13 protein-coding genes are annotated in these 19,459 nt (G+C 37.5%); 7 read left to right on the top strand and 6 right to left on the bottom strand.

Features of this window, described 5'->3' with window-relative positions:
* Positions 1 to 112 precede the first annotated feature (112 nt).
* The 6 genes from PGH12_RS15950 to kduI form a co-directional block, all read right to left on the bottom strand.
* Positions 113 to 1,642: an MFS transporter gene (locus PGH12_RS15950; protein WP_267598475.1), complete on the bottom strand. Its 1,530-nt coding sequence runs from the start codon at positions 1,640 to 1,642 to the stop codon at positions 113 to 115.
* Positions 1,643 to 1,654: 12 nt separating this feature from the next.
* Positions 1,655 to 2,314: a beta/alpha barrel domain-containing protein gene (locus PGH12_RS15945; protein WP_267598474.1), complete on the bottom strand. Its 660-nt coding sequence runs from the start codon at positions 2,312 to 2,314 to the stop codon at positions 1,655 to 1,657.
* A gap of 249 nt (positions 2,315 to 2,563) precedes the next feature.
* The gene (locus PGH12_RS15940; RefSeq protein ID WP_267598473.1) at positions 2,564 to 3,571 is read right to left on the bottom strand and encodes a sugar kinase; all 1,008 of its coding nucleotides are present in this window, start codon (positions 3,569 to 3,571) and stop codon (positions 2,564 to 2,566) included.
* A 321-nt stretch (positions 3,572 to 3,892) separates the two neighbouring features.
* Positions 3,893 to 5,290: a glucuronate isomerase gene (gene uxaC, locus PGH12_RS15935; RefSeq protein WP_267598472.1), complete on the bottom strand. Its 1,398-nt coding sequence runs from the start codon at positions 5,288 to 5,290 to the stop codon at positions 3,893 to 3,895.
* Positions 5,291 to 5,308: 18 nt separating this feature from the next.
* On the bottom strand, positions 5,309 to 6,091 hold the full coding sequence (locus PGH12_RS15930) for a gluconate 5-dehydrogenase (RefSeq protein WP_267598471.1): 783 nt from the start codon (positions 6,089 to 6,091) through the stop codon (positions 5,309 to 5,311).
* A gap of 10 nt (positions 6,092 to 6,101) precedes the next feature.
* Positions 6,102 to 6,938, bottom strand: coding sequence for a 5-dehydro-4-deoxy-D-glucuronate isomerase (gene kduI, locus PGH12_RS15925; protein ID WP_267598470.1), 837 nt, complete (start codon positions 6,936 to 6,938; stop codon positions 6,102 to 6,104).
* A gap of 875 nt (positions 6,939 to 7,813) precedes the next feature.
* Between kduI and PGH12_RS15920 the strand changes: the two genes are divergently transcribed.
* The 7 genes from PGH12_RS15920 to PGH12_RS15890 all read left to right on the top strand — a co-directional run bounded on the left by PGH12_RS15920 (position 7,814) and on the right by PGH12_RS15890 (position 19,423).
* Entirely contained in the window at positions 7,814 to 10,822 is a 3,009-nt protein-coding gene (locus tag PGH12_RS15920; RefSeq protein ID WP_267598469.1) for a SusC/RagA family TonB-linked outer membrane protein, read from the top strand.
* Positions 10,823 to 10,833: 11 nt separating this feature from the next.
* Complete coding sequence (locus PGH12_RS15915; RefSeq protein ID WP_267598468.1) at positions 10,834 to 12,660, top strand: RagB/SusD family nutrient uptake outer membrane protein; 1,827 nt, start codon at positions 10,834 to 10,836, stop codon at positions 12,658 to 12,660.
* 86 nt (positions 12,661 to 12,746) lie between these two features.
* Complete coding sequence (locus PGH12_RS15910; protein WP_267598462.1) at positions 12,747 to 13,772, top strand: pectinesterase family protein; 1,026 nt, start codon at positions 12,747 to 12,749, stop codon at positions 13,770 to 13,772.
* Between the two features lie 17 nt (positions 13,773 to 13,789).
* Complete coding sequence (locus tag PGH12_RS15905) at positions 13,790 to 15,235, top strand: pectate lyase family protein (RefSeq protein ID WP_267598460.1); 1,446 nt, start codon at positions 13,790 to 13,792, stop codon at positions 15,233 to 15,235.
* 48 nt (positions 15,236 to 15,283) lie between these two features.
* On the top strand, positions 15,284 to 16,294 hold the full coding sequence (locus PGH12_RS15900; protein ID WP_267598458.1) for a DUF4861 family protein: 1,011 nt from the start codon (positions 15,284 to 15,286) through the stop codon (positions 16,292 to 16,294).
* Between the two features lie 12 nt (positions 16,295 to 16,306).
* Positions 16,307 to 17,566 carry a glycoside hydrolase family 88/105 protein gene (locus PGH12_RS15895; RefSeq protein ID WP_267598456.1) on the top strand — a complete coding sequence of 420 codons (1,260 nt, stop codon included), beginning with the start codon at positions 16,307 to 16,309 and terminating at the stop codon, positions 17,564 to 17,566.
* A 216-nt stretch (positions 17,567 to 17,782) separates the two neighbouring features.
* A complete protein-coding gene (locus tag PGH12_RS15890; RefSeq protein WP_267598455.1) occupies positions 17,783 to 19,423 on the top strand; it encodes a glycoside hydrolase family 43 protein in 1,641 nt (546 codons plus the stop codon).
* The last annotated feature ends 36 nt before the right edge of the window (positions 19,424 to 19,459 follow it).

Below are 19,459 nucleotides of genomic sequence, written 5' to 3'. Positions count from 1 at the left end.
GGGGTTTAGGTTATTTAAGAGAAATAAATTTCTAAAGTATGCACTTCAGTTTGCAAGCAAATTCTAAATCTTTCTTAACTTCTTAATTCTCCTTAATGGTTTAAATTTTAATTTATTTACTGATCACTTTATATTTAGGAACCAATGATTTCATTACCACCCATGCAATAAGGTAAGCGACTGCACAGATTGAGAAAATGATCATGTAGCCTTTATCAATTCCGTCTGAAACTACCGCTCCTGATTTTTCTAACTGCTCAAAGAAACCATCCGGCAAACGATCGTTTACGTATTGTGGATATTTTTCCAATAACGGAACTCCGTCAACAGTTGACCATGCTTTGTGAGCGTGATCAAATAAAACTCCTGAAGATTTATTAATGATAAATGAACCTATTCCTCCAGCCATTCCGCCAATTCCAGTGATGGTTGCGATGGCTTTTTTCGGAAACATATCGCCAACTGTTGAGAAGATGTTTGCAGACCAAGCCTGATGCGCTGCTCCTGCAACTCCAATAATTAAAACCGGAAGCCAATAGGTAATCGTTCCTAAAGGTTGTGCTAAAAGCGCCAACAGAGGGAAAAATGCGAAAATCAACATCGCTTTCATTCTTCCGTTGTAAGCGTTCATTCCTTTCTTTTCAACAAAATATTTTGGAAGCCATCCACCGATAATGGATAGTAAAGTGATCATGTATAATACGAATAATGGCAATGCACTTTGTGTGGAATCCATTCCGTAAACCGAACTTAAATAAGCCGGAGTCCAGAATAAAAAGAACCACCAAACTCCGTCTGTCATAAATTTACCGAAGGCAAAAGCCCAAGTCTGTCTGTAGCTGAAGCATTCTTTGAACGTAAATACTTTTTCAGGAACGTAAGTGTCTTCATTCGGAAGATCATCCTGATCCTGATTGATATACGTTAATTCGTGCTCGTTAACTCTCTTGTGTAAATGTGGCTTTTTGTAAACGAAAACCCAAAGTCCCATCCATACAAATCCTAGCGCACCAATAATGATAAACGCCCATTCCCAACCCATTGACTTTGCAATAAATGGAATTGTAAGCGGTGCTGCCAAAGCTCCAACAGTAGCTCCGGCGTTCCAGATACTTGTAGAAAATGCTCTGTCTTTTTTAGGGAAATATTCTGCCGTAGTTTTGATTGCCGCCGGGAAATTTCCTGCTTCACCAATTGCCAATACGAAACGTGCAAAAACAAATAAGGTAACACTTGTACTGATGATCGCAGAAGTGTTAGACACTGTACCAATCAATTCTTTAGAACCATGAAAACCAGCCGTCCAAGTTCCGGTAAGGATTCCTGACGTTGCGATTCCACAGAATGCGTGTAAAACTGCACCGATAGACCAAACTCCGATAGCCCAAAGAAAACCTTTTTTGGTATCCATGAAGTCAACGAATTTTCCTGCGAAAAGCATTCCCACTGCATAAAATATAGAGAATAATGCCGTGATATTTCCGTAATCGTTGTTATTCCAATGAAATTCCGGTGCTATAAAATCTTTCCACGTCAATGATAAAACCTGACGATCGAGATAATTGATTGTGGTGGCGAGAAATAACAGCAGACAAATCGTCCATCTGTATTGCGTCGGCTTAAGAGATTTAACTGAACTCATAGTCAATTTTATTTATTTTAAAGTCTGAATAATATCCAGCACTTTTTTGGTTTCATTTTCTATCGTCGCATAGTCTTTCGCAAGCATTAATTCTTTGCTTACCAGCTTGCTTCCCATTCCCACTGCAGAAACTCCCGACTTGAACCAACTGTCAATACTTTCTTTCGTAGTATCAACACCTCCTGTCGGCATAAATTTCAGATTTGGGAAAACGTCTTTGATGGCACTCATAAATCCTGGTCCCAAAGCATTCCCCGGGAATAATTTAATGAAAGTTACCCCAGCTGTTTCCGCCTCAATAATTTCTGTCGGAGTCATACAACCCGGACTGTACAACACATCTTTCGGAATTAGAAATGCTGCAACTTCCGCTACAAAACCCGGACTGATAAAGAAATCTGCTCCCGCTTTGTAATATTCTTCAGCTTGTTTTACATTTTTGATGGTGCCGATTCCGAGAAGCATTTCAAGCATTTCTGCATTACGTACTTCTACCATTTTTGTGAAATTGCTCAACGCAGCTTCTCCACGGCTGGTATATTCTACTGCGCGGATTCCTGCTTTGTAAAGCGATCTCAATATTTCTAAAGTTACCGTTTCATCAGCATTGTAATACAGAGGCAAAGCTCCCTGATTGATGATGGTGTTTGTAACCAATTGAATTTTTGTCATTTTTGTTGAATTATTTTGTTAAAATAATCTTTGATGGAGGTTTAACCATCCTTTGGTATGCTGTAACTTCAACACTTCCTTTTTTTATCGCAAAGAGCGCAAAGATTTTCTTTTTAAAACTTGATGTATATTTTTAAGTTCGCAAAGGCGTTTGACTTCGTCGAATCTTCGATTTCACTAAGCTAAGTCCGCAATGTTTATTTTAAGCACTAAGCCAATTGCCAAAAGCTAACAGCCAAAAGCGAAAAGCTACCTTTTGATTCTTCCTCCGGAATTTCCGGCCATTACTTCGAGGATATCTTCTGCGCTGCAGTAATTGATGTCACCTAGAATCGTGTGTTTGATGGCGCAGGCTGCGTTGGCGAAATTCAGTGCTTTTTCGTCATCGAAATTTAATAGACCGTAAATTAAACCTGCGGCAAAAGCATCTCCCGTTCCGATTCTGTCGACTACGTTGTCTATTTCTAAAAATTTAGTTTCAAAATAATTCCCGTTAATCAAAGCTCTTCCCTGCGTTTGTTGAGAACTCGCTGTAACCCCAATTCTTATTTTGTCGAAAATTTTATGAATAGAAGGACATTGTTTTTTTAATTCTTCACAGGCTTCAATAAAACCTTGCTGATCTGACGAAAATTGAGTTCCCAAAATCTCATTAATTTCATTCACTCCACCGATAAAAATCGTTGAGTAAGAAACCAATTCCTTTAAAACTTCGTTTCCGTTTTTACCATATTTCCAAAGGTTGGAACGGTAAGCAGGATCGGTTGTCACTTCAATTCCCATTTCTCTGGCTGTCAATAAACCTTCTTTCAAAGTTTCGTAAGCACCTTCGGAAATTCCGGGGCTGATGCCTGTCCAGTGGAAATAGTCGCAACCTTCCAGAGCTTTTTTCCAGTCTACCTGTTCGGGTTTGATGTTGGCAAAAGAACCGTTCAGTCTGTTGTAAGCAATTCTGCTCGCACGAACGGATGCCCCTACTTCAAGGAAATATAAACCTAAAGGATGTTCGTTTTTATTGATGAAAGTTGTATTTATTCCGAAACTTTTGATGAAAGACAATGCAGATTCTCCCACAAAATCGTCAGAAACATTACTGATGTGCGTCACATCGCAACCCATTGTTGCCAATGAGGAAGCTACGTTGAGCTCAGTTCCGCCGAAAAAGAACTCCATCTCGTGGCTCTGTTTCATTGTTTTGTTTCCGGGAGGTGAAAGCCTCATGATTACTTCACCGAAAGTAAGTATTTTACTAGCCATATTTTAAATACTCTGTTTAATATCTGCTGTGTTTTAAACGCAAGTACGCTAAGATTTTTCTTTTAAAACTCGATGTATATTTTAAGCTCGCAAAGGCGTTCCACTCAGCCAAGCTCACAAAGATTTTTCAAATTCAGAAAATTGCAGATATTTAAATTATTGTTATTATTTAAACCATTAAGATTTATTAAGAATTTAAGAATCAATAAGTTGAGCTTCGCTTTAAGCAGTCTGCTAAATAAATCTTAGATTTTAATCTTAAAAAGCCTTAACTCCTTAATTCTCCTTAATGGTTCAAATTTTATTTATTTAATTCGAAATTTAAAAATCGAAATAATTTTTAGCATTGTGATAACAAATATCGGAAATTGTTTTACCAATTAATTCCATATCATCCGGCAATTCGCCGTTTTTCATTTCTTCTCCGAAAAGATTACACAATACTCTTCTGAAATATTCGTGTCTCGGGTAAGATAAGAAACTTCTAGAATCTGTCAACATTCCTACGAAACAGCTGATCAATCCCATGTTTGAAAGGGCATTCATCTGCTTGATCATTCCGTCTTTCTGATCCAAAAACCACCATCCCGAACCGAATTGTACTTTTCCTTTGATACTGCCGTCATTAAAATTCCCGATCATAGTCGCGAAAATTTCGTTGTCGGCAGGATTTAAGTTATATAGAATTGTTTTGGTCAGTTTGTCCTTTCCGTCTAAAGCGTTTAATAATTTAGATAAAGTTTCAGCCTGCACGAAGTCACCAATAGAATCCCATCCTGTATCAGGACCTAATATTCTGTGCATTCTTTCGTTATTGTTTCTTAAAGCTCCCAAATGGAACTGCTGAACCCATCCGAATTTATGATAAGTTTCGCCTAAGAATAATAAAATAGCAGTTTTGAACTGATTCACCTGCTTTTCAGCGATTACTTTTCCTGAAATTTTATCGTTGAAAATTGCGCCTACTTCAGCTTCTGAAGCTTCTTCAAAAGAAATATTATTCAATCCGTGGTCGCATAATCTGCATCCGTTTTCATGGAAATATTCTACTCTTTTTAGTAAAGCATCACACAAAGTCTGGTAAGAATTGATTTCAATTCCAGCCGACTCGCCCAATTTAGAAATATAATCTGCAAAGTTGTGATTTTCAATCAAAATTGCTTTATCAGGACGGAAAGCTGTGCTTACTTTAATGCTGAAATCACTTTTCGCCAAATCCTGATGATAATTTAAAACATCAATCGGATCTTCTGTGGTGCACAAAGATTCTACGTTCATCATTTTCAGCAAACCTCTTGTCGACTTTTCAGGAGTCTGAAGTTGTGCGGTGATGTTGTCGTAAATATTTGACGCGTTTTTTTCGTTTAATAATTCATCGATACCGAAATAACGCTTTAATTCTAAATGCGTCCAGTGGTACAAAGGATTTCTTAAAGTATAAGGAACCGTTTTTGCCCAAGCCTCGAATTTCTCTTTATCTGTTGCGTCGCCCGTGATGAATCTTTCGTTCACGCCCATTGTACGCATTGCACGCCATTTGTAATGATCGCCTGCAATCCAAACTTTAGAAATATTTTCGAAAACCGTGTCTTCAGAGATATCTTTAGGAATCAAGTGATTATGATAATCGATGATTGGCTGTTTTTCTGCGAAATTGAAATATAATTCTTCCGCATATTTATTTTGTAGTAAAAAATTATCTGTAATAAAAGATTTCATTTCTGTAAAATTCTTGTGTTATTCATTAGCAGGTTTCCCGATGGTCGCCAAAATACCTCCATCCACATAAATAATGTGTCCGTTGATAAATTTACTTGCGTCTGAAGCTAAGAAAATAGCCGTTCCTGAAAGATCTTCCGGGTTCCCCCATCTTCCTTCCGGAGTTCTGCTGATGATAAAATCGTTAAACGGATGACCGTCTACTCTGATTGGTTCTGTTTGGGTTGTCGCAAAATATCCAGGACCGATACCGTTCACCTGAATATTGTGTTTTGCCCATTCTGTTGCTAAATTTTTGGTAAGCATTTTCAGTCCGCCTTTTGCAGAAGCGTACGCTACTACATTGTCGCGGCCAAGCTCACTCATCATCGAGCAAATATTGATGATTTTACCGGATTGTCTTTTGATCATATGTTTCCCAACCAGTTGAGACATGATGAAAGGACCGGTAAGATCTACATCGATTACTTTTCTAAAGTCTGCAACATCCATCTCCAAAGCCGGAACACGTTTGATGATTCCCGCATTGTTGACTAAGATGTCGATTTTCCCATGTGTAGCAAGCATTAATGCTACTTTCTGAGCAGCTTCACGTTCGTCTGTTACATCAAAAAGATAACCTGTAGCGTTATATCCTTTACTGCGATAATATTCTAAGGCTTCATCTAATTTTGAGGGAGTTGTACTTGTGATTGCCAGTTCAGCACCTGCAGAGGCAAGACCTTCAGCCATTGCCATTCCTAATCCGTGAGTACCGCCGGTTACAACGGCTACTTTTCCGGATAAATCGAATAAATTCATGTAGAAAAAATTACTTTAGTTCGTTAGTTTTAACAGCGTCCATGTCTCCATAATCCATATTTTCTCCTGCCATTCCCCAGATAAAAGTGTAGTTGGAAGTACCAACCCCTGAGTGAATAGACCATTCCGGAGACAAGACTGCTTCATTGTTTTTCATAAAGATATGACGGGTCTCATTCGGCTGGCCAAGAAAATGACTTACCGCCTGCCCTTCTTCAAGATCAAAATAAAAATAAGCTTCCATTCTACGGGTATGCGTGTGAGAAGGCATCGTGTTCCAAACACTTCCTTCGTGCAACTCAGTCATTCCCATTTGTAGTTGGCAAGTTTCCAATACGCTGTTGACGATCAACTTATTGATGGTACGTCTGTTGGCGTATTTTGCTTCTCCCAATTCTACAATTTCGGCTTCATTTTTAGTGATTTTCTTTGTAGGAAAAGTGTGATGCGCCGGAGCAGAATTAAAATAAAATAAAGTCTGACCTTCATTTCCGTTTTCAAAAACGACATCCTTTGCCCCTTTTCCTATGTATAAAGCTTCCTTATTTTCAAGTTCGAAAACCTCTCCGTCAACGGTTACCTTTCCGGCAGCACCTACGTTGATAATTCCCAATTCTCTTCTGTCGAGGAAGTTTTCTGCCTTCAAATCATCGGTAGGTTCAAGTTTCAATGCGCTATTTACAGGCATTGCACCACCTACGATCATTCTGTCGTACATAGAATACACTACATTGATTTGATCTTCATTAAATAAATCATTCATTAAAAACTCCCTTCTCAGGTCTTCAGTTGTATATTTTTTTACATCTTCAGGATGATGGGCGTAACGAAATTCTGATTTTGTCATACTCTAGATTTTAAACTTAATTACGGTTACAAAAACCGGTTAAACATTGCGTAATCGATTGCATTAAATTACACTCAAATTGTACAGAAATACTTGTCCCTAAATATATATATAATAACCATTCCGTTAACAAAAAATTCATTTAATTTTTTAATTTACTGAAAATGAATGTTATACGAGCGAATACACAGGAAAAATAAAGGGAATTTAAGAAAAAATCTATGTTGATTTTTAACTAAATAAAGAATTGATCTATGGAAATGTAAAAATCATGCCACAAAATTTGTGTATTTAACTATAACAATTTTCTAAAATTACTTAAATATTATTTATGCGGTGCAAAACGTGTTAATTTATGATAAAAACATTGTTATTTGGAAAATACGGGCAAATTTTAACATCAAAAAGATGATAAAAATCACAAAAATTTTAAAATATTGGTGCTCGACAACGTATTTTGGGAGTTCAGTTTAACGTAAAAATTGATTTTTCGGTGCAAAATCTTATCAAATTTGAACCAAAAACTTCAGATTGAAATTTTTTTTTCATTTTCTCAGCGAAAAACATCTGAGTAAATATTATTCTGAATATCAATCAATTAATACCAAAACCCAACTTAATATTGTGCGATATTTAACAAAGTAAACCATGAAATTAATGAAAAAATAATATTTTTTGTTTTGTGTATTGGAAAATAATATTAGTTTAGAACCCACGATAATTATATGTTGTGAAAAATTACGCAATCGATTGCACTACAAGATGCGTAATGACTTTCAAAATATATACAGAGTACTTGCATCCACAAAAAAACTAAGCGGAAGGTCTGTAAAAGCTTTCCGACCATACTTTAAAAACTATATAAGGATATAATAATGAATAAAAAAGTACAATCAATTAAGTGGTTATATCTGTCTGTCTTCCTGCTTCCCGTACTTGGTATGGCACAGGAAAAAGGCAAAGAAAAAGAAACCAACATTGACGAGGTGGTTTTGGTAGGTTACTCCAAAGTCTCTAAAAAAGATGTAACCAATGCTGTATCGTCTGTAAAAGCTGAAGCTTTGAAAGATATGCCGGTAAACAGTGCTGCAGAAGCAATTCAGGGTAGATTGGCCGGGGTGCAGGTTCAGACAAGTGAAGGATCACCAGGTGCTGAGGTAGATATAAAAGTAAGAGGTGGTACTTCTATTACCGGAAGTAATGCTCCGCTTTATATTGTAGACGGAATCCAGATGGATAATGCTATGTCACTTTTAACTCCTAAAGAAATTGAGTCTATCGAAGTTCTTAAAGATGCTTCATCTACGTCAATCTATGGTTCTAGAGGTGCAAACGGAGTAGTTTTAATTACTACAAAAAGCGGCCGAAAAAGAGCTACAACTACAATTAATTATAATGGTTTCACAGGTGTAAGAAAAATCATGAACACGCTCGATGTTCTTGATCCTTACCAATTTGTACTGTATCAATATGAGCTATACAATAAAAACGGTGTTGCAGAAGATATCACCGCATTTGCAACAAGATATGGAACTTACAATGAGCTGGAAAGTAAATACAGCAATGTAAAAAGAAGAAACTGGCAAGATGAGCTATTCGGGAAAGAAGCTTTCAACTTTACACACAATATTACCGTAAACGGAGGCTCTGAAAAATCTGCATTTGCACTTACCTTAAACCACGTAGACGAAGATGGAATTATGCTTAACTCAGGTTTTAAGAGAAGTATGGTCAACTTTAAATATGACTACGATATCAGCAAAAAATTGAAAATCGGGTTTAATGCAAGATACAGCAGATCATTAATCAACGGTGTGGGTACATCAAGCTCAGGTTCTCAAAGTAACAACAGACTGAGAAATGCGGTAAGATATCAGCCTTTCGAAGGCGGATCTAATATTCCTATCGATGATTTTGATCCTAACTACGCTACAAATACAAACCTTGTAAATCCTTTGATTCTTAACGATAATGAGGTAAGAGACAACAGATCAAACGATTTATTATTAAATGGTTATATCAACTGGAACATCAGTAAAGATATTACGTTCAGAAGTGTTGTAGGATATGTACAAAGAGATATTATTACCAATCAGTTTTGGGGTGTTGTAACTTCTCAGGCCAGAGCCAATGCAGATATGCCGATTGTACAGCTCGACAGATCCCAGTCCAGAAGAATTACCAATACGAATACATTAAATTATACTAAAAAATTTGGCAGACATAAGCTGGATGTTTTATTAGGTCAGGAAACAATTCAGACTGATGGCGAATCTAGCAATACGTATGTAAAATGGTTTCCGAAATCTATTCTTCCTGAAGAAGCATTTGCAAATATTGCAGCTGCTACTCCACCGGCAGGTTTAATTCAGGATGCTGCGAGAACAGCAGCTATGGCACCAGATCGTTTAGCTTCATTCTTCGGTAGAGTAAACTATATTTTTGACAATAAATATATTCTTACAGCCTCAGTAAGAGCTGACGGATCCAATGTTTTCATGAAAGGAAATCAGTGGGGATACTTCCCTGCGGCTTCATTGGCTTGGAAAATTAAAGAAGAAAAATTCCTTAAAGATGTTAATTGGTTAGATGAATTAAAACTTCGTGTAGGTTACGGTCTTTCGGGGAACAATAGAATCACATCTTACCTTTGGGCAAATTTTTATAATATCAATGCCAACAACGGATATGTCTTCGGGACTTCGGTTACACCGGGAGCCGCGATCTCAACAACACAGGCAAATCCTAACGTAAAATGGGAAGCTACGGTATCTAAAAATGCGGGTATTGACTTCGAATTTTTCAACAGCAGATTATACGGTAGCGTTGACGGATATATTACTGATACCAAAGATTTGTTGGTTTTAGCAAAAGTTGCTTTCCCAGGATATTCGAATCAGTTCCAGAATTCTGGTAAAACTCAGAACAAAGGTTTAGAATTTACTCTTGGAGGAGTTATTGTCAACAAAGAAGATTTCACATGGAAAACAGACATCAACCTTTCTGCCAACAAAAACAAGATTTTAAGTTTAGGAAGCGGCGTTCGTCCGGGACAAGACTCTTACCTTGTACAGTCAGGAGGTATCGGTGGGTTTGATTTTATTGCAAAAGTAGGAAGCTCGGTCGGTACTTATTACGGTTATGTGACTGAAGGAAGATATGAAATCAGCGATTTTAATTACAATTCGGCAACTCAGGTTTATACTTTAAAAGCAGGAATTCCTAACAGTAGTGCAATCGCACTTGGTGCAAAAGCTGTACAACCAGGAGATCTTAAGTTAAAGGATTTAAATGGTGACGGACAGCTTACCGATGCCGACAGAACAGAATTGGGAAGCGCTCAACCGAAATTCTATGGAGGCTTTAACCAGACTTTCCGTTATAAGAACTTTGATATGAGTTTATTCTTTAATTTCTCCGTAGGAAACAAAGTTTACAATGCTAATAAAATCGAAAACACCACCCAATATCTATACAGAGATAATAATATGGCTGCAGAAGTTGCAGACAGATGGAGATGGTTTGATAATAATGGTATTAAAGTAAACGATCCTACAGCTTTGGCAGCATTGAACGCAAATACAACAATGTGGACGCCACCTACAGGACAATATATTTTACATTCTTACGGAATTGAAGACGGTTCTTTCTTAAGACTAAATAACGTAACTTTAGGATTCACATTACCAAAAGGTTCTCTGGATGCAGTCGGTGTTAAAAACTTCAGATTGTATGCTACAGTAAACAATGTTTTTGTTCTTACAAAATACAGTGGTTATGATCCTGAAGCAAGTACAAGAAGAAATCCTTTAACTCCCGGAGTTGATTACTCAGCCTACCCTCGCAGCAGATTTTTTGTAACAGGTGTAGATATCACATTCTAAAATTTATTATCATGAAAAAATCTAAATCAATATTTATAGCAAGTTGCTTACTAGGAGCACTTTTCTTAAACTCATCGTGCAGCGACTTTCTAGAGCCGGAAAACTTATCAAGTATCTCTGAAGCACAGCAGTTTGACAGCACCGCAGATACATTTTCAGCATTAGTTGGTGTTTATGCCCAATTAGGAGGTGACGACGGTTACGGACAAAGATTGTCATTAATTATTCCTCACTCCGGAGACGATTTCAGAACTTCAGGAAGTTATAACTGTAACGACAGAAGAGGTGTTGCTACTTTCGGTGCATGTACCACTAATACAGAGCTTAACAATCCTTTCTCAAAATTGTATACAGGAATTGAGCGTGCTAATCTTGTAATTAAAAACATCCCATTATCACCAGTGATGCAGACAGGATCTGCGGAAGATAAAAAACTGATGGACAGATATTTGGGTGAAGCTTTAACGCTGAGAGCGCAATATTACTATGAACTGATCAGAAACTGGGGAGATGTACCATTCTATCTTGTTCCTGCTTCTGATGTGGCCGAACAAAATCAGCCAAAAACAGACAGAGACATTATTTATGATCAAATGATCATCGATCTTGAAAAAGCTGCAACTTTAGTTCCTTGGAGATCCGAAGGCGGAACTACAAGCAACAGAATTTCTAAAGGCGCAGTGAAAGGTCTGAGAGCAAGAATCGCTTTAGCCAGAGCAGGATATTCTTTGAGAAGAAGCCCGCAGATCATGGCTCAGGGATCTAATCCTCAGAAATATTTTCAGATCGCTTTAGACGAATGTAAGGACATTATGAATCATGCTGGTGAACACAGCCTTAACCCAAGTTATGAAAATGTATTCCGTGCTTTACACACAAATGCTCAGGACGCAACCAATGAAGTTATTTTCTCTGTTGGTGCGTTTGGTGGTGGTACCAGAACAGATTCTAAAATAGGATATTATAACGGTCTTAAGCATGATGACAATTCAACCTGGAAAGGTGGTGGTGGTATCAATGCCTTACCTGTTTATTTCTACGAATTCACAAAATATGATCTTAGAAGAGACATGAACGTAGGGATTTTTAAGGTAAATAATTCAAATCAAGCTGAATTGGTCGCTTCTAATGCCTGGACAGATTCTAAATATAGAAAATCGTGGACAAACATTACCGGACCTTCACAAACACTTGCCGTTGACTGGCCTTTGATCCGTCTTTCTGATGTAATGCTAATGTTTGCAGAAGCTGACAACGAAATTCACGGAGCACCTTCACAGGAAGCAAAAAATGCTCTTTTAGCAGTTAGAAACAGAGCATACGCAGGAAATCTTGGTCAGGTAGGAACAATTCCTTCCGATAAAGTAGGTTTCTTTAATGCAATTGTAAAAGAAAGATTATTAGAACTGGGTTCTGAAGGAATCAGAAAATACGATTTGATCCGTTGGAATTTATTGGCTACAAAAATTGCTGAAACTAAACAGAAACTGACAGATTTCATCAACGGTGTAGGAGCTTACGCAAATGTACCTTTGAATATTTACTACAAAAATTCTGTTTACGATCCTACCAAAACTGCTCAGCAGAACATTACAGCGATCGATGTTTATACGACAGGAACAGACAAAAGCCAGGTATTTTATCTTCCTAATCAATCTGCTACAACGCCTGCAGGTTACAAAGTTATTGCATGGAGAGCAGGAATTACCGCAACATACGTTAATGATCCTTCCGCAGGATATGCACAGTATTTCCAGGCAAATAAGAGAGAATTATTGCCTATTTACTTTGAATACATTCAGAATAACTACAATCTGACCCAAGATTACGGTTATTAGAATTAAAAAATACATTTATATTAATTTCAATACAGACTTTCTCTTTCACCAGAGTAAAGTCTGTATTTTCATAAAAAATAAAATCTATGAAGATTTCAAGTCTTTACAGAAAAATAAAATTCTTGTCTATTTTTTCATTAGTCGCAATCAGTCTTCTTTCTTTCAAAATTAATGATGATAAAACTATCGTAGTTTCGAAGGACGGAAAAGGAAATTTCACTACAATTCAGCAGGCGATCAATTCTGTTGAAGAAGGAAAAACAGTAAGAACGAAAATCATTGTAAAACCCGGAACTTACAGAGAAAAAATAAGTGTTGATGCTGCAAAAAGTCCGATTTTTTTAATCGGAGAAAATGCAGAAAACACGATCTTAGTTTACGGTGATCATGCTTCAAAGCAAAATGCTGAGGGTAAAAATATAGGAACGACAGGCTCATCATCTTTTTTTATCTTTTCTGATGATTTTTCAGCTAAAAATATCACGTTTCAAAACAACGCAGGTCCAGTCGGACAAGCAGTTGCCGTTTTAACGACAGGTGACCGAATTGCTTTTGAAAATTGCAAATTTTTAGGATTTCAGGATACACTCTACATTAAAGGAGCTCAGGATAATCCTGACAAATCTAAAATCTCCAGAAACTATTTCAAAAATTGTTACATAGAAGGAACTACCGATTATATTTTCGGAGCCGGAACTGCGGTTTTTGAAAACTGTACAATTTACTCAAAAAAAGATGCTTCTTACGTTACTGCTGCTTCTACCATTGAAGGAAATGAATTCGGATTTGTGTTTATTAACTGTAATTTAACAGGAGATGCCGATGCAAATTCAGTATATTTGGGTCGTCCGTGGAGACCATTTGCCAAAACTGTTTATATTCATTGTGCAATCGATTCCACAATCAAATCTGAAGGTTGGCACAACTGGTCTAAACCTGATGCTGAGAAAACGACTTTCTATGCAGAATACAACTCTAAAGGTTCAGGAGCTAATGCTGAAAAAAGAGTTTCATGGTCACATCAGCTAACGAAAGAGCAAAGTAAAAAATATACTGCTAAAAATATTCTTTCAGGAAAAGACAACTGGAACTTCAAAAAAGCTGTTCAATAATCTTATAAAAGTTTTAAATGAAAATACTTTTTCCTTCAATCTTCCTTTTGGGAATTTTATCTTTACAAAGTTGTACGAGCCAGGTAAAAACATCAGCTGAATCTGAAACAATGGTTTCAGGCAAGCCGATCAGTTTCCCTGGTGCAGAAGGTTTTGGAAGATTTACCACTGGTGGTCGTGGCGGAAAAGTTGTCTTCGTAACTAAATTGACAGATGATGGTTCGGAAGGAACTTTAAGACACGCTTTAGAACAGAAAGGTCCGAGATATATTGTTTTTAAAACTGCCGGTACGATTTTCCTTGAATCTCCTTTAAGAATAAAAGAAGGTGACGTTACGATTGCCGGACAAACCGCTCCCGGAGACGGAATCACGGTTGCCAACTATGAAACTTTTGTCGCAGCAGACAATGTCATCATCCGTTTCATGCGTTTCAGAATGGGTGACAAGAAAAAATATGAAGGCGATGCTTTAGGCGCAAGATTTATTAAAAATCTGATTTTCGATCACTGTTCGATGAGTTGGTCAACCGATGAAACGGTTTCAATTTATGTGAATGAAAATACCACGCTTCAATGGTGTGTGATTACAGAAAGCCTTAGAAATTCAGCTCACCAGAAAGGCGCACACGGATATGGCGGAATTGCCGGCGGAAAATTCGCTTCTTTTCATCATAATATCTACGCCAACCACGACAGCAGAAATCCAAGGTTGGGAGAATATGCAGGAAGTAAATTTGCACTGACGGATTTAACCGATTTCAGAAATAATGTAATCTACAATTGGGGTCACAATAATATTTACGGTGGCGAAGGAATGAATGTAAATCTCGTCAACAATTATTACAAACCCGGACCTGCATCGATGAACAAAAAAAGAATTGCTGCCATCGATAAAAACGAAAAGCCTGAAACTGAAGTTTATAACATTTGGGGCAAATATTACATCAATGGAAATGTTTCAGAAGGAAATCCTGAAGTTACCGCAGACAATTGGAATTTAGGTGTTTTCAATCAGATGAAATCTGCTTACAATTTAACAGATACCGATAAAAATTCAATTAAAATCAATCAGCCGCACGATATAAAGAATAACGTAAAAACTGATTCTCCGAAAGAGGCGTATGAAAAAATATTAAAAATCGGAGGGGCGAGTTTGGTAAGAGATGCGGTAGATCTACGTGTTTTGGAACATGTAAAAAACGGAACATTTTCTCATAAAGGTTCGCTCGGAAGCGACAACGGAATCATCGATTCGCAGGAAGACGTCGGAGGATTTCCTGATTTAAAACCCGGAAAAGCTCTACTCGATTCAGACAACGATGGAATGCCCGATGACTGGGAAATCAAAAATAATCTAGACCCGAAAACAACCAATGCCAACGGAAGAGATTTAGATAAAAACTATGACAATATCGAGGTTTACATAAATGACCTTGTGAAAAAAATAACCGAAAAACAGTAGAAAGTCACTGAACTTTTACCTTAAATGGTTATCTAAAACGAAAGTATTATGTCAGAAAAATTAAAATCAAAAATTATCAAACTTATATTAGCGGGAGCTGTTTTTGCAACCGGTTCGTCATTCGCACAGAAAAACGTCATCGAAAATATCCGTAAAAATCCTAAAACTCCTTTCTCCTACGCAGAATTATCTATTAAAGACGGCGGAAAATGGCAGGGCAATGAATACATTGGCGGAACTTTCAAAAACGTCAATGAATTACAACTTCCGGCCGAACATACCGACCATTCTTACTATATCAGATACGAAGGAATCGGCTTAGAGAACAATCAAATTGCCTATCGATTATATCTGGACTGGAGAAATGCCACAGATATTTTCGGCAAGAAAGTGAATACTTTGGTGTTGCCGGAAGTCGGACAAGACGGCTTTGAAACATACCATCATGACGCACCTTGGGGACAGGATATTTTAAAATCCGGCCGTACCATCGGTGTTGGTTCCTACGGAAGATATGATGAGCAGAACGATTTTGTGGAAACTTTTAAAACTGTAAAAAGTACCAACGCAAAAGTGGTGAACGAAAGCGATAAATCTTTTGCAACCATCGATTACAAAGGCTGGAAAACGTGGGGAAAAGCGGTGGATCTTCAATCGAAGCTGACGATTTTCAACAAAGACCGTTTTGTAAAGGTTGATTTAAATTTAAATGAAACACTTTCAGGATTATGTACCGGAATTGTTGCGTTTAAAGACATTCCCATGAAAGAGGCGGTCAGTAAAAACAAAAAATGGGGCTACATTGCAACGTACGGAACGCAGACTTTAGCTAAAAAAGAAGATCAGTTAGGAATGGTCATCTTCTACCCTATCGGTTATTTAGATAAAATTGTAAAAACAAAATCGACTCACGTGGTGGTTTTCAAAAAGACAAAAAATGTTTCGTATTACTTTATGGGAGCCTGGTCACAGGAACCGAACGGAATAAAAACGGAAGAAGAATTTTACAAAGATTTAGATAAAAAATTAGAAATTTTAGATAATAACAATCAACTTTAAAATTGACTTACAATGAGTTTTATTAATCAAAAATTAAAAATATACGCTGTTGCGGTTTTAGGTTCAGGAATGTTTCTGGCTTGTGCACAGACAAAAACTGCAACTGCTGCAAAACCGACAAGTCAAACGGCAAAATCAGGAAAAGTAGTTCCAACAAATCTGAAATGGTCTGAAAGAATGATGCTTTCTGAAATGCAAAGATTCCCGGAAGCGTGGATGCTGGATTTCAGCAAAAGCCCGAAATGGACCTATCCATCTGCAATTGTTTTGGACGGAGCTGAACAATTGTACATCAAAACAGGAAAAAAAGAATACTACGACTACATCAGCGGTTTCGGTGAAACTCTGATCAAAGAAGACGGTACAATTCTTACCTATGATCTTGAAAAATACAATATCGACCTTCTGAACAGTGGAAACGTATTGCTTTATCTTTACGAAAAAGAGAAAAAAGACAAATACCTGGAAGCGCTTCAAACACTTCGTTTACAAATCGACGGACAGCCTAGAACGAATGAAGGTTCTTTCTGGCACAAAAAAATCTATCCTAATCAGGTTTGGTTAGATGGTTTATACATGGGAATGCCTTTCTATACGCATTATACGAAAGATTTCACCAAAGGTACAGATGCTACAAAAGCGTATGATGATATTGTTTTTCAGTTTGACTCGGTTCAGAAAAATCTTTTAGATAAAAAAACAGGATTGCTGTATCACGCTTGGGACGAGAGCAAAAAAGAAGCCTGGGCAAACAAAGAAACCGGACTTTCACCCAATTTCTGGGGAAGAGCAATGGGTTGGTACGGAATGGCGATGGTAGATGTTCTCGATTATTTGCCTAAAGACCATCCGGGAAGAGCGAGAATTATTTCTTACATCAAATCGTATTCGGACGCGGTTATCAAATATCAGGATAAAAAATCCGGTCTTTGGTACCAGGTTTTAGATAAGCCTTTGGCGAATGGTAATTACGAAGAGGCAACGGCCTCGGCGATGTTTGTTTACACCATGATTAAATCAGTAAACAAAGGTTATTTACCACAATCATACAAAGCTGCCGCTAAAAAAGGCTATGACGGAATCATCAAAAATCTGATTACCGTTGATGAAAACGGCGTTGTTAATTTAAATAAATGTTGTGCCGTTGCCGGATTAGGAGGAAAACCTTACAGAGACGGTTCTTACGAATATTATGTCAATGAAGAAATCCGTTCGAATGACGGAAAAGGAACAGGACCGTTTATTCTGGCAAGTTTGGAATTTGAAAAATAAATTTTAAAACATTAAGGGAATTAAAGGATTAAGTTTTTTTTAAGGTAAAATCTAAGATTTTATGAAGCCGATCGCTTTAAGCGTAATCCTTAATGATCTTAATCAAAATCAATTTATTGATTTCTTAAATAAAGCTTTGGTATTTTCTTAAATCCTTAATGGTGAAAAAAATATTTCATTCTAACATTACACAAACCAGATCAAAAATCTGATTTTATGACAAACAAAATTTTAAATATACTTTCAATAACCGCATTCTCTATTGCATCAACTTATTTAAATGCACAGGAAAAACCTTACGTTTCAGAAGTCTGGACAGCCGATCACGGAAAAAACTACAGAAACCCGATTTTGTATGCAGATTACTCAGATCCGGACGTTACGCGCTTTGGCGATGATTATTATATGACCGCTTCAAGTTTCAACGAGGCTCCGGGATTGCCAATCCTTCATTCAAAAGATATGGTCAACTGGAAATTGGTGAACTACGCTATTCAGGATGTTTTACCAAAAGAACATTTCGCTGTTCCAAGAAGAGGTGATGCGGTTTGGGCTCCGGCAATCCGTTTCCATAAAGGAGAATTCTATATTTATTGGGGCGATCCTGATTTCGGAATTTACATGGTAAAAACCAAAGATCCTTTGGGAAAATGGGACGAACCCGTTTTGGTAATGAAAGGGAAAGGTTTAATTGATTCCTGTCCGTTCTGGGATGAAGACGGACAAGCTTATTTGGTTCACGGTTGGGCAGGAAGCCGCGCCGGAGTGAAAAGTCTCTTGTCATTAAATAAAATGAATCCCGAGGGAACGAAAGTTTTGGATAAAGGGGTACATATTTTCGATGGTCACGATGCTCATCCGACAGTTGAAGGTCCAAAAATGTACAAAAGAAACGGCTATTACTACGTTTTCGCTCCGGCGGGAGGTGTGGCGACGGGTTGGCAATTGGTTTTAAGATCAAAAAATATTTATGGTCCTTACGAAGAGAAAATTGTTCTCGAACAGGGAAAAACAAAAATAAACGGTCCGCATCAGGGAGCTTGGGTTGATACTCCATCCGGTGAAAACTGGTTCTATCATTTTCAGGATGTGGATGCAGGAGGAAGAATCGTGCATTTGCAGCCAATGAAATGGGAAAAAGACTGGCCTGTAATGGGAATCGATAACGATAAAAACGGAATTGGTGAACCGGTTTTAACTTATAAAAAACCAAACGTCGGGAAAACTTATCCTATTGTAACTCCAGCTGAAACGGATGAGTTTGATGGTGAAAAATTAGGTCTGCAATGGCAATGGAGTGCCAACGAAAATATAGTATGGTCTTCCAAACTTCCCGGACAGAAATTTCTGAGATTATTCTCCATGAAAATTGGTGAAAACGATAAAAACCTTTGGAACGTTCCGAATCTTCTGACTCAAAAATTTCCGGCTCCGAATTTTGTGGCTTCCACAAAAGTTAAGTTGACTCCCGAAGATGCCAAAGAAGGAAAAACTGCGGGACTGTTAGTTATGGGAATGGATCACGCCTCGATTGTCATCACTAATAAAACAGACGGATATTACGTTCAGTTGAGAAAAGCTGAAAAGGCTGAAAAAGGTGGTGAAGAAAAAGTTTTGTTTGAAACCAAATTAAAAGGTAACGAAGCGTATTTTAAAGTTAACGTCAGCGAACCGAACGGAATTTGCACTTTCAGCTACAGCGAAAACGGTAAAAATTTCATCAAAGCCGGCGAACCATTTCAGGCAAAACCCGGAAAATGGATCGGTGCAAAAGTAGGATTATATTCGGTAAGCACTCAGAAAGCAAACCGCGGTGGCTACGCAGATTTTGAATATTTCAGAATAACAAAAAATTAAATATTTGCTACAGATTTCACGGATTTTCAAAGATGA

Source organism: Chryseobacterium sp. CY350 (genome assembly GCF_027945075.1).
In the GTDB taxonomy this organism is placed as follows: Bacteria; Bacteroidota; Bacteroidia; order Flavobacteriales; family Weeksellaceae; genus Chryseobacterium.
The sequence above is the reverse complement of the archived record's forward strand: the minus strand, read 5'-3'. Positions and strand labels throughout refer to the sequence as shown.

What these genes read in the sequence shown, in the direction of transcription:
- PGH12_RS15950 (WP_267598475.1), bottom strand. Translation starts at nt 1,642, where the DNA reads ATGAGTTCAGTTAAATCTCTTAAGCCGACGCAATACAGATGGACGATT.
- PGH12_RS15945 (WP_267598474.1), bottom strand. Translation starts at nt 2,314, where the DNA reads ATGACAAAAATTCAATTGGTTACAAACACCATCATCAATCAGGGAGCT.
- PGH12_RS15940 (WP_267598473.1), bottom strand. Translation starts at nt 3,571, where the DNA reads ATGGCTAGTAAAATACTTACTTTCGGTGAAGTAATCATGAGGCTTTCA.
- uxaC (WP_267598472.1), bottom strand. Translation starts at nt 5,290, where the DNA reads ATGAAATCTTTTATTACAGATAATTTTTTACTACAAAATAAATATGCG.
- PGH12_RS15930 (WP_267598471.1), bottom strand. Translation starts at nt 6,091, where the DNA reads ATGAATTTATTCGATTTATCCGGAAAAGTAGCCGTTGTAACCGGCGGT.
- kduI (WP_267598470.1), bottom strand. Translation starts at nt 6,938, where the DNA reads ATGACAAAATCAGAATTTCGTTACGCCCATCATCCTGAAGATGTAAAA.
- PGH12_RS15920 (WP_267598469.1), top strand. Translation starts at nt 7,814, where the DNA reads ATGAATAAAAAAGTACAATCAATTAAGTGGTTATATCTGTCTGTCTTC.
- PGH12_RS15915 (WP_267598468.1), top strand. Translation starts at nt 10,834, where the DNA reads ATGAAAAAATCTAAATCAATATTTATAGCAAGTTGCTTACTAGGAGCA.
- PGH12_RS15910 (WP_267598462.1), top strand. Translation starts at nt 12,747, where the DNA reads ATGAAGATTTCAAGTCTTTACAGAAAAATAAAATTCTTGTCTATTTTT.
- PGH12_RS15905 (WP_267598460.1), top strand. Translation starts at nt 13,790, where the DNA reads ATGAAAATACTTTTTCCTTCAATCTTCCTTTTGGGAATTTTATCTTTA.
- PGH12_RS15900 (WP_267598458.1), top strand. Translation starts at nt 15,284, where the DNA reads ATGTCAGAAAAATTAAAATCAAAAATTATCAAACTTATATTAGCGGGA.
- PGH12_RS15895 (WP_267598456.1), top strand. Translation starts at nt 16,307, where the DNA reads ATGAGTTTTATTAATCAAAAATTAAAAATATACGCTGTTGCGGTTTTA.
- PGH12_RS15890 (WP_267598455.1), top strand. Translation starts at nt 17,783, where the DNA reads ATGACAAACAAAATTTTAAATATACTTTCAATAACCGCATTCTCTATT.